The following is a 14,110-nucleotide window of genomic DNA, read 5'->3' as shown; positions in this document are numbered from 1 at the left end:
GCCGCACTCCCGCCGCGTCGGGGGAGCACCGTGCGGCCCCCGGCATCGAGCGCCCCGGCCGCGTCGGCGGCCGGCTCCCGACCGGTCACGAACAGCGTTCACCCACCCGAGAGGACGGCCCGTGCCGATGCCATTCGACGGTTCCGACGGCGGACACCGGCCCACGGCGGCAGGGGGCGGGGCCCGATGACCGCCGCCGACACCGGACTCCGGGAGCTGACCGCAGCCCAGCGCGGCATCTGGTACGCCCAGCAGCTCGCGCCCGACGACACGGTCCTCAACGTCGCCGAGTATCTGGAGATCGACGGCGGAGCCGACCCCCGCCTCTTCGCCCGGGCGGTCCGCGCCGCCGTGGCGGACGTCGACGCCTACCGCCTCCGGTTCACCGTCGCCGACGGGGAGCCGCGGCAGTACACCGAACCCGCGGCGGACGTACCCGTCCAGCTCGTCGACGTCAGCGCCGAGCCCGAACCACGGGCCGCCGCGGAGGCGTGGATGCGTACGGAACTGCGCCGCCCCGTCGATCCGCGCAGCGGACCGCTCTTCGCGCTCGCCGTGCTCGTCGTGAGCGACGACACCCTGTTCTGGTACCACCGGGCCCACCATCTGATCCTGGACGGACACGGCGGCGCCCTGATCGCGGCCCGGGTCGCCGACGCCTACAGCGCCCTCCTCACGGGCGGCCGGTACACGGCGGAGGCGCCCGAACCGTCCACCGTGCTCGTCGACGCCGAACACGCCTACCGCGCCTCGCCCGACCGGGAACGGGACCGTGCCTTCTGGCTGGACACCCTCGCCGGGGCCGCGGAGCGGACCGGCCGGGACGGGCTGCGCGCGGGGCCGCCCGCCCGGGGCAGCGCCCGACTTGCGCCCGACGAATCCGAACGCCTGCGGGCCGCCGCCCGCAGTCTCGGCTGCGGGCTCGCCGGACTGGTCGTCACCGCGGCCGCCGTCCACCAGCACCGCACCACCGGAGCCCGGGACATCGTCCTGGGCGTACCCGTCCTCGGCCGCACCGGCCGCAGGGAACAGCGCATCGCCGGAATGACGTCCAACGTCATGCCCATCAGAGTGGAACTCACCCCCGGCACGACCGTCGCCGAAGCCGTCCGGCGCACCGTCCGGGCCATCGGCCGCGGACTGAGGCACCAGCGGTACCGCTACGAGGACCTGCTGCGCGAAGTGACGCCCGCGGGCGCCCCGGCCCTCTTCGACCTCAACGTCAACTTCCTCGGATACGGCTATCCGCCCCGCTTCGGCCCGGCCACGGCCACCGTGCACAACCTCACCCACGGGCCGACGGAGGACCGGCAGATCAACGTCTACGACCGGTCCGCCGACACCCGGATCCGGATCGACGCCGACGTCAACGGCGACCGGTACGCACCGGGCACCGCCGACGACCTGGTCACCGGCTTCCTGCGGGTCCTCCACCGGCTGGCGGCCGCCCCGCCCGGCGAACCCGTCGGCCGGCTCCGGCTCCGTACCGGCGGCCCGCACCCCGGACCGGAGGGCCGGGACACCACGGCAGCCCGGGTCCCTGCCCTCACCACCCCCGAACTGTTCCACGCCCGGGCCGACCGGACCCCGGACGCCCCCGCACTCGTCGCCGACGGCGAACACCTCACCTACGCCGAACTCGACGTCCGCGCCAACCGGCTGGCCCACCAGCTGACCGGGCTGGGCGCCCGCCGCGAATCCGTCGTCGCCGTCGTCATGCACCGCGGCACGGAACTCGTCACCGCACTGCTCGCCGTGGCCAAGGCGGGCGCCGCCTATCTCCCGATCGACCCCCGCCAGCCGCTGGACCGGATGGCGTACCTGCTCTCCGACAGTCGCGCCGCGCTCCTCCTCACCACCACCGACATCCTGGACGAACTGCCCGTGGACGCCGTCCAGGGGCCGCCCGCGATCGCCCTCGACGATCCCGCGGTACGGGCCGAGATCGCCGCCCGGCCCGCCGAACGGCCCGCACCCGCCACGGAACTCGCCGGACTCGCGTACGTCATCTACACCTCGGGTTCCACCGGCCGGCCCAAGGGCGTCGCCCTCACCCACGCCGGAACGGCCGCCCTGGTCGCCACCCAGGCCGCCCGGCTCGGCGCCGGACCCGGCAGCCGGATCCTCCAGTTCGCCTCCCCCGGATTCGACGCCGCCACCTGGGAAGTACTGATGGCCCTGGGCACCGGCGCCGCACTGGTCCTCGCCCCGGCCGAAGAACTCCTGCCCGGCGCCGGACTCGCCGGTGTCGTCGCCCGGCACGACGTCACCCATGCGACGCTGCCGCCCGCCGTACTCGCCGCACTCGACCCCGCCGACCTCGCACCCGTACACACCCTCGTGTCCGCGGGGGAGGCCCTCACCCCCGACCAGGTGGACCGGTGGGCACCGGGCCGCGACCTGATCAACGCCTACGGCCCCACCGAGACCACCGTCTGCGCCACCCTCTCCGGCGCGCTCCGCCCTGGCGCGGCCCCCGGGATCGGCACCCCCGTCACCGGCACCCGCGTCCATGTCCTCGACGACTTCCTGGAACCGGTGCCCCCCGGCGCCACCGGCGAACTGTACGTCGCCGGTCCGGCCCTGGCCCGCGGCTACACCGGGAACCCCGCCCTGACCGCCGAACGGTTCGTCGCCGACCCCTTCGACAGCGGCGGCCGGCTCTACCGGACCGGCGACCGGGTGCACCGGAGCCCCGACGCCGGCCTGCTGTTCGCCGGACGCACCGACGACCAGCTCAAGATCCGCGGCTTCCGCATCGAACCCGGCGAGATCGAAACGGCCCTCGCCGCCCACCCCGAGGTCACCAGGGCCGTCGTCACGGCCCGCGCAACCGGAACCGGGGAACGGCAGCTGGTGGCCTACACCACCGGCCCCGGGCGCCCCGGCGGGGAAACGCCCGACGGCACCCTGCCCGAACGGCTCCGTACCTTCCTGACCGCCCGGCTCCCCGGACATCTGGTGCCCGCCGCGATCGTCGTCCTCCCCGAACTCCCGCTGACCCACAGCGGAAAGGTCGACCGGGACGCCCTGCCCGCCCCCGAACGGGCCGCGGTGACGGGCCGCGCGGCGACCCCGCAGGAGGAGATCCTCTGCGGGGTCTTCGCCGAAGTCCTCGGCCTCGACGCCGTCGGACCCGACGAGAGCTTCTTCGAACTCGGCGGCCATTCGCTGCTCGCCACCCGCGTCGTCGCCCGGATCCGCACCGCCCTCGGCACCGAAGCCGAGATGCGGGACCTGTTCCTCCACCCGACCGCCGCCGGGCTCGCCGCCCGGCTCGGCCCGGCCGCCGCGGCCCCCGCACCCGCCCGGCCCCCGCTCGCCCCCCGGGACCGGCCCGCGCACCTGCCGCCGTCCTTCGCCCAGCGGCGGCTCCTCTTCCTCGACCGGCTCGAAGGCCGCGGCACGACCTACAACGCCCCCGTCGTCCTGCGCCTGACCGGGAAGCTCGACCACGCCGCACTGGCCGCCGCGTTCCGCGACGTCCTCGGCCGCCACGAGGCGCTGCGCACCTGCTTCCCCGTCACGGACGGCCGCCACCACCAGCGGATCGCGGACCTCGACGAGACGGCCGCAGGACCCTTCCCGGAACCGGTCGCGCCCGGGGAACTGGACGCCGCCGTCGCCCGCGCCGCCGCCTACGCCTTCGACCTGACGGCCGAACCCCCGGTCCGGGCCCGGCTGTTCGCCACCGGACCCGAGGAGCACGTCCTGGTCGTGGTGGTCCACCACATCACCGGCGACGGCTGGTCGATGGGCCCGCTCACCCGTGATCTGTCCGAGGCCTACACCGCCCGCAGCCTGGGCCGGGCACCCGACTGGCGGCCACTGCCCGTCCAGTACGCCGACTACACCCTCTGGCAGCGCGAACTCCTCGGCGACCCCGACGATCCCGCGGGGCTGATGGCCGGCCAGATCGCCTACTGGCGCGACGCCCTGGCCCGGCTGCCCGAAGAGCTCGCCCTCCCCTTCGACCGGCCGCGCCCCGACACCGCAGGCCACCGGGGACACGACGCCCCCCTCCAGGTCCCCGCCGACCTCCACGCGGACCTCACCCGGCTGGCCAGGACCGAGGGCGTCACGGTCTTCATGGTCCTCCAGGCCGCGCTCGCCGTCCTGCTGTCCCGACTGGGCGCGGGCACCGACATCCCGATCGGCTCCGCGATCGCCGGACGTACCGACGAAGCCCTGGACGACCTCGTCGGCTGTTTCGTCAACACCGTGGTCGTCCGGACCGACCTGACCGGCGACCCGCCGTTCACCGACGTTCTCGCCCGGGTCCGGGACGCCACCCTCGGCGCCTTCGCCCACCAGGACGTGCCCTTCGACAAACTCGTCGAAGAGCTCGCCCCGGCCCGCTCCGTGGCCCGCAACCCCCTCTTCCAGACCGTTCTCACCATGCAGAACACCACCGGCGCCGGACTCGACCTGCCCGGTATCGACGTCACGCCCGTCCCCGGCGCCCGCCCCGGGGTGAAGTTCGACCTCGACGTCATGGTCGTCGAAACCTTCAACGAAGGGGCCGAAGGGGCCGAAGGGGCCGAAGGGGCCGAACGGGCCGCACCCGCCGGGCTCACCGGCTCGGTGACCGCGGCCGCCGATCTCTTCGACGCCGGATTCGCCACCCTGCTCGCCCAACGCTGGATCCGCGTACTGCGGGCCGTCACCGAGAACCCGCGCCTGCGGCCGGGCGACCTCGACCTCCTCGACGCCGCCGAACGCGCCCGGGTCCTCGGCACCTGGAGCGACGGCACCCCGCCCGCACCCCACCCGACCGTGCCCGAACTGTTCCTGGCCCGGGCCGGGCAAACCCCGAACGCCGTCGCCGTCCACCACCACGGCACCCCCGTGCCGTACGCGGAACTCCGCACCCGCGCCGCAACGGTCGCCCGCTACCTGACCGGATCGGGCATCGGACCGGAGTCCGTCGTCGGACTCTGCCTGCCACCCGGCCCCGAACTCGTCGCCGCGATCCTCGGCGTCTGGCAGGCCGGCGCCGCCTACCTCCCGGTCGACGCCCGGCAGCCCGTCGAACGGACCGCGTTCATGCTCACCGACAGCCGGGCCGTCCTCCTCATCGCCCCAGAAGACGCCATCGGAGACCTCCCCGCCGGAAAGGTCCGCATCGTCCCGGCCGGGCAGGTCCTGCGGCCCGACACCCCGGCACCCACCCACCCGGCCGTCGTCCCCGAACCGCGCCCGGACCGGCTCGCGTACGTCGTCTACACCTCCGGCTCCACCGGTACGCCCAAGGGCGTCGCCGTCACCCACGACGCCCTCGCCCACTATGTCGCCGCCGCCCCCGGACGGCTCGGCTTCGGCGGCGAAGGCGCCCGGTACGCCCTGCTCCAGCCGCCGACCACCGACCTCGGCAACACCACGCTTTTCTGCTCCCTCGCCACCGGCGGCGAACTGCACATCCTCGACCCCGACACGGTCCTCGACCCCGCCGTCGTCTCCGCCTACCTCACCGAACACCGCATCGACCACCTCAAGGCCGTCCCCTCCCATCTGGCGGCCCTGACCGCCCGGTCCGGCCCCGGCGGCGTCCTGCCCGCCCGCTCACTCGTCCTCGGCGGCGAGGCGGCACCGCCCGGCCTCGTCGGGGAACTCCTCGCCGCGGCCGGGAACCGTACGATCCACAACCACTACGGCCCCACCGAAGCCACCATCGGCGCCACCACCACCGAACTCACCGCCCACGACGCCGAGAACGGCCGGATCCCCATCGGCACACCCCTCGGCGGCACCCGCACCTACGTCCTCGACGAACGGCTCCGCCCGGTACCCCCCGGTGTCCCCGGCGAGCTGTACCTCGCGGGCCCCGGACTGGCCCGCGGCTACGTCCGCAGGCCGGGCCTCACCGCAGAACGGTTCGTCGCCTGCCCCTTCACCCCCGGGGCCCGGATGTACCGGACCGGGGACCGGGCCCGGTGGGGCGCCGACGGACGGCTCCTGTTCGCGGGCCGCACCGACGACCAGGTCAAGATCCGCGGCTTCCGCATCGAGCCCGGCGAGATCGAAACCGTACTCACCGGCCATCCCGAGGTCGCCACGGCGGCCGTCACCGCCCGGCAGGACACCCCGGGGCAGCACCGCCTCGTCGCCTATCTCGTCCCCGGCGACCGCGCCGACGAGCACGGACTCGCCGACCGGGTCCGGGACCATCTGGCGCGCCGCCTGCCCGAGCACCTGGTCCCCGCGGCGGTCGTCGTCCTCGACGCCCTGCCGCTGACCCCGAGCGGAAAGCTCGACCGCGCGGCCCTGCCCGCACCCGAACGCACGGCGAGCACGGAAGCGGGCCGCGGGCCGCGGACCGTCCAGGAAGAGATCCTCTGCGCCGCCTTCGCCCGCGTCCTCGGCCTCGACACCGTCGGACCCGACGAGGACTTCTTCGCCCTCGGCGGGAACTCGCTGATCGCCGTCGGCCTGGTGGAGGACCTGCGGGCGCACGGACTGTCCGTGTCCGTACGGGCGCTCTTCCTCACCCCCACCGCCGCCGGGCTGGCCGCCGTCGCCGGCCCGCCACCCGTCGACATCCCGGAGAACCGGATACCGGAGGGCACCACCGCCCTCACCCCCGCCATGCTGCCGCTCACCGAACTCGACGAGGACGACATCGCCGCCGTCGTCGCCCGCGTCGACGGCGGAGCCGCCAACATCGCCGACGTCTACCCCCTGGCCCCGCTCCAGGAAGGCATGCTCTTCCACCATCTGGCGCGCGCCGACGACGACCCCGACGTCTATCTGCGCTCCGTGGTGCTGGAGTTCGACACCCCGGACCGGCTGGACGCCTTCCTCGGCGCCCTGCAACAGGTCGTCGACCGGCACGACATCTACCGCACCGCGATCGTCTCCGAAGGGCTCCGCGAACCCGTCCAGGTCGTGTGCCGCACGGCCCGGATCCCCGTCGAACGGACCGCACCCGACCCCGGCCGCGACCCGCTGGCCCAGCTGCTCGCCGCGGGCGCCGCACCCTTCGCCCTGGACCGCGCCCCGCTGCTGGGTGTCCTCGTCCTCGACACAGCCGGTGACGAACCCGGTGACGAACCCGGTGCCGGGCGGCGGCTCGCACTGCTCCGGATCCACCACATCGCCGGTGACCGGACCACCCTGTGGCTCCTCCTGGCGGAGATCCGCGCCTTCCTGACCGGCCGCGGCGACCGGCTCCCGGCGCCCCTCCCGTTCCGCAATCTGGTGGCACAGGCCCGGCTCGGCACCTCCGCCGCCGATCACGAACGCCACTTCGCCGCCCTGCTGGGCGATGTCACCGAACCCACCGCCGCCTTCGGAACGGGCGGCGCCACCGGCGACTGCGGTCCGCCCGCCCGCGCCGCGCTCACCGTCGACGGCGACCGGGCCCGCCGGCTGCGGGAGACGACCCGGAACCTGGGCACCAGTCCGGCCACCCTCTTCCATCTGGCCTGGGCCCGGGTCCTCGCCGCTGCAGCGGGCCGCGACGACGTCGTCTTCGGCACCGTCCTCACCGGCCGGATGAACGCCGGACCCGGCGCCGACCGGGTGCCCGGCCTCTTCCTCAACACCCTGCCCATGCGGGTCAGCGTCGGCTCCGACGGCGTGGCCGGAGCCCTGGCAGGACTCCGCCATCAGCTCGCCGGGCTGCTGGAGCACGAACACGCCCCCCTCGCCCTGGCCCAGAAGGCGAGCGGAGTCCCCGGCGGCGCCCCCCTGTTCACCACCATCCTCAACTTCCAGCACGGCCGCATGATCAGCGAATCCGGCCTCGGACTCGACGGCATCGCGGTGCTCCACGCCCGGGAACGCACCAACTACCCCGTGACGCTCATCGTCCGGGACACAGGCGACGCCTTCGACATCACCGCCGACACCACCGCAGGCGCGGACCCCGCGCTGATCCTCTCCCTGCTCGACACCTGCCTCGGAGAACTGGCCCACGCCCTGGCCGACGCCCCGGGGACCCCGTTCACCGCGGTCGGCGTGCTGGACCCGGCCGTAAGCCTGCGGATCGCCCGCTCCGGACAGGGACCCAAGACACCCGCGCCGGAGGCCGGAGTCCCCGGACTCTTCACCGCCCAGGCCGCCCGCACCCCCGAAGCCACCGCGGTGAGCAGCGACGGCACCACGATCCGCTACGGCGAACTCGCGGCCCGCGCCGCCCGTCTCGCCCACCATCTGCGCGGCCTCGGAGCCGGCCCGGAGTCCGTGGTGGCCCTCTGCCTGCCCCGCGGCATCGACCTCGTCACCGCGATCCTCGGCGTCTGGCAGGCGGGCGCCGCCTATCTGCCCCTGGACCCGGCCCACCCCACGGCCCGGATCGGACGCATGCTCACCGACAGCCGGGCAACCGCCCTCATCGGCACCACGGCCGCCCTCGACGACCTGCCGACGGGACGCATCCCCGCGCTCGCCCTCGACGCCCCGGCCGTGACCGCCGCACTCGACGCCCTCCCGGCCACCCCGCCGGACCTGCGCCCCGATCCCCGCAGCCCCGCCTACATCGTCCACACCTCCGGTTCGACGGGACGGCCCAAAGGGGTCGTCGTCACCCACGGCGCACTCGCCAACTACGTGGTCCACGTGCCGCCGAGACTCGGGTACGGCGAGCCCGGCACCCGGTACGCGCTGCTCCAGCCGCCGACCACCGACCTCGGGAACACGGTGCTCTTCGCCGCCCTGGCCACCGGCGGCGAACTGCACGTCCTGGACCGGGCGTCGGTCACCGACCCGCTCGCCGTCGCCGGACATCTGGCCCGGCACCGCATCGACTGCGTGAAGATGGTCCCCTCCCATCTGAAGGCGCTCTCCGCCGCGGGCGACCCGGCGTGGCTGCTGCCGCACCGGTCCCTGGTCCTGGGCGGCGAGGCGGCCGACGCCGACTGGGTCGCGGGCCTCGTCGCGGCGGCCGGAGACCGGCAGGTGCACAACCACTACGGGCCCACGGAGACCACCATCGGCATCGTGACCGCCCGGCTGGACGCCGCGGCCGTCGCCGCCGGAACGGTGCCCATCGGCACCCCGGTGCCCAATACGGCGGTGTACGTCCTCGACGACGCACTGAAGCCGGTGCCGCCCGGCGCGCCCGGGGAGCTGTACGCGGCCGGTGCCCAGCTCGCCCGCGGCTATGCCGGCCGGCCGGGCGCGACCGCGGAACGGTTCGTGGCCTGCCCCTTCACCCCGGGGGCCCGGATGTACCGGACCGGGGACCGGGCCCGCTGGAACGCCGAAGGGGCCCTGGAGTACCTCGGGCGGGCCGACGACCAGGTCAAGATCCGCGGCTTCCGGGTCGAGCCCGGCGAGGTCGGTGCGCTGCTCGGCGCCCATCCCGCCGTCGCACAGGCCGCGGTGACCGTACGCGACGACGGTACGGGCGACCGGAGCCTGATCGCGTACGTGGTCCCCGCCGGGCAGCAGCCCGGAGCCGTCGACGGCGGCGCGCTCGCCGTGACCCTGCGCCGGTACGCGGAGGAGAGCCTGCCGCCGTATCTGGTGCCCGCGGCGGTCGTCGTCCTCGACGCCCTGCCGCTGACCCCGGCCGGAAAGCTCGACCGCGCGGCGCTGCCCGCACCCGAACGCGCGGCGGCCGCGGGCGGCGGCCCCGAGCCCGCGAACGAGCGGGAGCGGGCCCTGTGCGCGGCGTTCGCCGAGATCCTCGGGCTGCCCGAGGCCGGTGTGCACGACGACTTCTTCGCCCTGGGCGGCCACTCCCTGCTGGCGACCCGGCTGGTCAGCCGGGTCCGGGTGGTGCTGGACGAGGAACTGCCGATTCAGGAGCTGTTCGACCGGCCCACCCCGGCCGCGCTGGCCGCCTGGCTGGCGGAGCGCGCGGCGGGCGGGTCGGGTGGCCCGGTGGCCGCCAGGCCCGTCCTGCGGCCCATGCGGACCCAGTAGCCCCGTGGGCCCGCCGTCCCCGGCGGGCCCGCACACGGAAGCCGCCGCCGGGAACGCCGATCCGGCGGCGGCTTCCGTCCGTGCGCGGGGGGCTGGACGGGGGGCCGTGCCCGGACATACGGCGGCTCCCCTGCCGCGGGGCAGGGGAGCCGGGGGCAGCCGTCGTACGGTCAGCCGCCGCACATGGCGACCAGCACGCGGCGCGTCCCGTCGAAGGGGCGGCGGCCGTGCGCGGTCAGGACGTTGTCGATGAGCAGGAGGTCACCGCCGTGCCAGTCGACGTCGACGGCGTTCTCCAGCCCGCGGTCGCGGATATGCCCTGCGTACGCGTCCGGAATCGGACTGCCGTCCGCGAACGTCACGTACTGCGGGAACTCGGCCGGCGACAGGATGTCGTACAGCTCGGCCGAGGTCTCGTCGCCCAGCCCGGCCGGATGCCACTGGTCGGCCTGGTTGAACCAGACCTCCGCACCCGTCACCGGATGCGTCGCCGTCGCGGGCCGCAGCTGCGTGACCCGCAGACCGTCCGGGCCCCAGGACCAGTCGGCCCGCGCCTCGTTCAGGAACGCCTCCACCACGGACCGGTCGTCCGTCTCGAAGGTCTCCTGCCAGCTCTTGCCGAAGCCGAACCCGTCGTGGAGGTTCTGGATGTAGAGCACACCCCCCGCGAAGGCCTCCCGGACCTCGGGGTCCAGCGACTCCAGCCAGAGCGCTCCGTCGATCACCGCTGTCGCCCCGCCGCGCTCCGCCGCCTTCTCGCAGTAGAACGCCAGCCGGGCCGGCCAGCGATGGGCGTAACTCAGCTCGTTGTGCAGGGAGATCGTGTACTGCCGCGGATACTCGGTCGAGGTGTACAGATTGCCGCGCACCCGGGTCCGGGGCGAATTGCCGTGCACATACGGCAGCCGGTCCGGAACCAGCCGGTCCAGCACCGCTTCGACGGCGTCCGGGGCGATCCCGAAGCCGCGGAACACGACAGCCTTGCGTTCGGTGAGCAGTCCGGCCAGCCCTCCGGGGCCCAGTGCGTCGAGCAGACCGACGAGGTCCGCCGTGTCCGCCTCGGCCCGGGTGATCTCGTACGGCCGCCAGACGCGGCCCGGTTCGGCGGTGTCCATCACGTCCTCCGGGAAGGAATGAGGCCGACGGCCGTCACCGGCCGCCGGCCCGGGCAGTGCCGCACGACGCGGCTACTTACTGCCGTTCATGGCTTCGATCAGGCTCTTGGGCCGCATATCGGTCCACGACTTCTCGATGTACTCCAGGCACTCCGTCCGGGGTGCCTCGCCGAAGACGGTTCTCCAGCCGTCGGGCACATCCACGAAGACCGGCCAGAGCGAATGCTGACCCTCGTCGTTGACCAGAACCAGATAGCTTGCGTCGGGATCCTCAAAGGGGTTCGGCACCACACGGTCCTTACTTCTCGGTGACAATGGACCACAGCGAAGGGCGAACCCACTGTGACACAGGACCCGGTGGCCGATCAATTGCGGAAGAACGGTTTCCCCGGGCGCCGGTAAAAACCGGAAAACGCCCGGATACAAGCCCTGTTCAACCGCGGCGGGGCGCCGGTTGAACAGCGGCGGGCCGGGACGTTGACGGGGTCGGAGCGATTGTGGTGCGTTGGTGGCACCGCGCGCGACGCGAACATCGGCGCGGACCGATCGCGAAATGATTCCGCAGCGATCTGGGCGGCAGCAGAGCGGCCGAATGAAATCCGCTTCAATTTCCGTACGGAAGGGGTCAGATGTCCGACAGTCGAGAGCGGGTATTCCTCCGCTCGAATGCGATCATCGAACCGCTGGTCGACCGGTTCTACGCCTGGATGCACATCGTCGCCCCGGCCCAGGCGTCCATGAACCTGGCCAACGTCCAGGTGCCGCTGCTGGAGTCGTACGTGCACTCGCCGCAGGTCCACATCGCGGCGAGCAACAACCCCGCGCTGCGCGGCGGCTACTTCGTCAACGTCGAGGAGGAGCGCGCGGCCGAGGTCGCCGAGCTGCTGGACACCATCAAGCGCGACCGTGCGGACATGCTCGCCTTCGCCGCCGCCATCGCCGAGGCGGACGATCTGCTCCGCCAGAACGCCACCGGCTTCGACCTCACCCCGCTGTATCCGAAGCTCCCGCCGGCCCTGAACGGCCTGGTGGAGCTGGCGTACGACACCAGCAACCAGGCCTCGGTCCATGTCATCGAGCCGCTGCTCTACCACAGCAAGGCCTTCGACCGGCGCCGCCAGTCCGTCCAGCTCTCCCTGGACGACGGCGTGGAGCGGCCGTTCATCCTCAGTACGCCCCGGCTGCCCTCGCCCGGTGTGCTGGACCTCCCGATCCCCTTCGACCACCCCGGTCTGGACGTCCTGATGCGGGCCAGGACCGGGGGTTCGACCGTCGCGGAGCTGCGCGAGGCACTGGAGCTCGACGATGCGGGCGCGGTCTTCCTGGACCGGCTCGTCGACCCGGCCCCCAGCCTCGCCCCGGACCGGCACATCGAGGGCGGCGGCCGGATCCGCTACTTCGGCCATGCGTGTCTGGTGCTCCAGAGCCCCGAGGCAGCCGTCGTCGTCGACCCGTTCATCAGCACGGACAACCGGCACGGAGACCGCTACACCCTCGACGACCTGCCGGACCACATCGACCTGGTGCTGATCACCCACGGGCACCAGGACCACATCGTGCTGGAGACGCTGCTCCAGCTCCGCTCCCGTACCGACGCAATCGTCGTCCCGCGCTCCTCCCGCGGCAACCTCTGCGACCCGTCCATCGGCCTCTATCTGAAGTCGATGGGCTTCACGGTGATCGAGGCCGACGACTTCGACGAGATACCGCTGCCCGGCGGCAACCGGGTCGTCGCCACCCCGTTCCTCGGCGAGCACTCCGACCTCGACATCCGCGCCAAGTCGACCTACGTCGTGCAACTGGCCGGACTGTCGGCGTTCATCGGCGCGGACTCGTCCGGTATCGACCCCGTGCTCTACCGGTACATCCGCTCGCACCTGGGCGGCATCGACAAGGCCTTCCTGGGCATGGAGTGCGACGGCGCCCCGCTGACGTGGCTCTACCAGGGGCTGCTGACCCGCCCCGTGACCAAGAAGATGAGCGACTCGCGCAAGCTCTCCGGCTCCAACGCGGAACAGGCCGGCGCGATCATGAAGGAGCTGGGCGCCGGTGAGGCGTACATCTACGCCATGGGCGAGGAGAGCTGGCAGGGCCACGTCATGGCGACGACGTATACGCCGGACACGTACCAGATCCAGCAGATAGAGGAGTTCCTCACCTGGTGCAAGGCCGAGGACATCACCGCCGAGCATCTGTTCAACAAGCGGGAATGGCGCTGGTAGGAGAGCACGGAGGATGGCCTTTCTGCACACCAACGGAATCCGGCTCGCGTACCGGCGCACGGGCGAGGGTCCGCCGGTCCTGCTCGTCATGGGCTCCGGCGCGGCCGGATACGTCTGGAACCTTCATCAGACCCCGGCCCTGCACCGGGCCGGATACTCCACGGTCACCTTCGACAACCGGGGCGTCCCGCCGTCGGACGCCCCGCCGGGCAAGTACACCCTGGCCCAACTGGTCGCCGATACGGCCGGGCTGATCGAACAGCTCGGTCTGGCGCCCTGCCGGATCGTGGGCACCTCCCTGGGGGCGCTGATCGCCCAGCAACTGGCGGTCGGGGCACCCCGGCTGGTCCACTCGGCGGTCCTCATGGCCACCCGCGGCCGGTCCGACGTGCTGCGCCGGGCCCAGTCGGCGGCGGACCGGGCCCTGCGCGAGAGCGGGATCAGCCTGCCGGCGAAGTACCAGGCGCTCCACTCGGTCCAGCAGATGCTCTCCCGGAAGACCCTCGACGACGACGCCGCGGTGGCGTCCTGGCTGGAGGTCTTCGAGCTGGCCGGCGGATCGGACACCGTGGCCGCGGGCCAGGAGTGGATCGACACCGATCAGGACCGCCGCCGGGAACTCCGTACGATCACGGCGCCCTGCCGGGTCATCACTTTCTCCGACGACCTCATCACACCCCCGCACTTCGGGGCCGAGGTGGCGGACGCGATCCCCGGCTGCGATCTCGTGGAGATACCGGACTGCGGGCATCTGGGCCATCTGGAGCGTCCGGAGCAGGTCAACGCGGCGATCGTGGAATTCCTCAACAAGCACTGACAAGCACTGACGAGCACTGACGAGCACAGCGAACGGAGTCGGCCCGGCCCCGCGGGGCCGGGCCGACTCCGTTCGCTGTGCTCCTC

The 14,110-nt window shown here is 73.3% G+C and carries 5 protein-coding genes; 3 read left to right on the top strand and 2 right to left on the bottom strand.

The window, feature by feature from the left end:
• The first annotated feature begins 186 nt into the window (after nucleotides 1–186).
• Entirely contained in the window at nucleotides 187–9,870 is a 9,684-nt protein-coding gene (locus B7R87_RS00975) for a non-ribosomal peptide synthetase (RefSeq protein WP_130585398.1), read from the top strand.
• A 170-nt stretch (nucleotides 9,871–10,040) separates the two neighbouring features.
• Here the strand turns inward: B7R87_RS00975 and B7R87_RS00970 are convergent, their stop codons facing one another.
• Nucleotides 10,041–10,985 carry a TauD/TfdA family dioxygenase gene (locus B7R87_RS00970; protein WP_006351003.1) on the bottom strand — a complete coding sequence of 315 codons (945 nt, stop codon included), beginning with the start codon at nucleotides 10,983–10,985 and terminating at the stop codon, nucleotides 10,041–10,043.
• A gap of 72 nt (nucleotides 10,986–11,057) precedes the next feature.
• A complete protein-coding gene (locus tag B7R87_RS00965; RefSeq protein ID WP_040917144.1) occupies nucleotides 11,058–11,273 on the bottom strand; it encodes an MbtH family protein in 216 nt (71 codons plus the stop codon).
• A gap of 341 nt (nucleotides 11,274–11,614) precedes the next feature.
• Between B7R87_RS00965 and B7R87_RS00960 the strand changes: the two genes are divergently transcribed.
• Together B7R87_RS00960 and B7R87_RS00955 are read left to right on the top strand one after the other, a co-directional pair.
• Entirely contained in the window at nucleotides 11,615–13,207 is a 1,593-nt protein-coding gene (locus B7R87_RS00960) for an MBL fold metallo-hydrolase (RefSeq protein ID WP_006351005.1), read from the top strand.
• A gap of 13 nt (nucleotides 13,208–13,220) precedes the next feature.
• Nucleotides 13,221–14,024, top strand: coding sequence for an alpha/beta fold hydrolase (locus B7R87_RS00955; RefSeq protein WP_006351006.1), 804 nt, complete (start codon nucleotides 13,221–13,223; stop codon nucleotides 14,022–14,024).
• Nucleotides 14,025–14,110: the final 86 nt, after the last annotated feature.

Source organism: Streptomyces tsukubensis (assembly GCF_003932715.1).
GTDB classification, from domain to species: domain Bacteria; phylum Actinomycetota; class Actinomycetes; order Streptomycetales; family Streptomycetaceae; genus Streptomyces; species Streptomyces tsukubensis.
Note: the sequence above shows the minus strand (reverse complement) of the source record. Positions and strands in the feature narration are given on the sequence as shown.

What these genes read in the sequence shown, in the direction of transcription:
- B7R87_RS00960 (WP_006351005.1), top strand. Translation starts at nt 11,615, where the DNA reads ATGTCCGACAGTCGAGAGCGGGTATTCCTCCGCTCGAATGCGATCATC.
- B7R87_RS00970 (WP_006351003.1), bottom strand. Translation starts at nt 10,985, where the DNA reads ATGGACACCGCCGAACCGGGCCGCGTCTGGCGGCCGTACGAGATCACC.
- B7R87_RS00975 (WP_130585398.1), top strand. Translation starts at nt 187, where the DNA reads ATGACCGCCGCCGACACCGGACTCCGGGAGCTGACCGCAGCCCAGCGC.
- B7R87_RS00955 (WP_006351006.1), top strand. Translation starts at nt 13,221, where the DNA reads ATGGCCTTTCTGCACACCAACGGAATCCGGCTCGCGTACCGGCGCACG.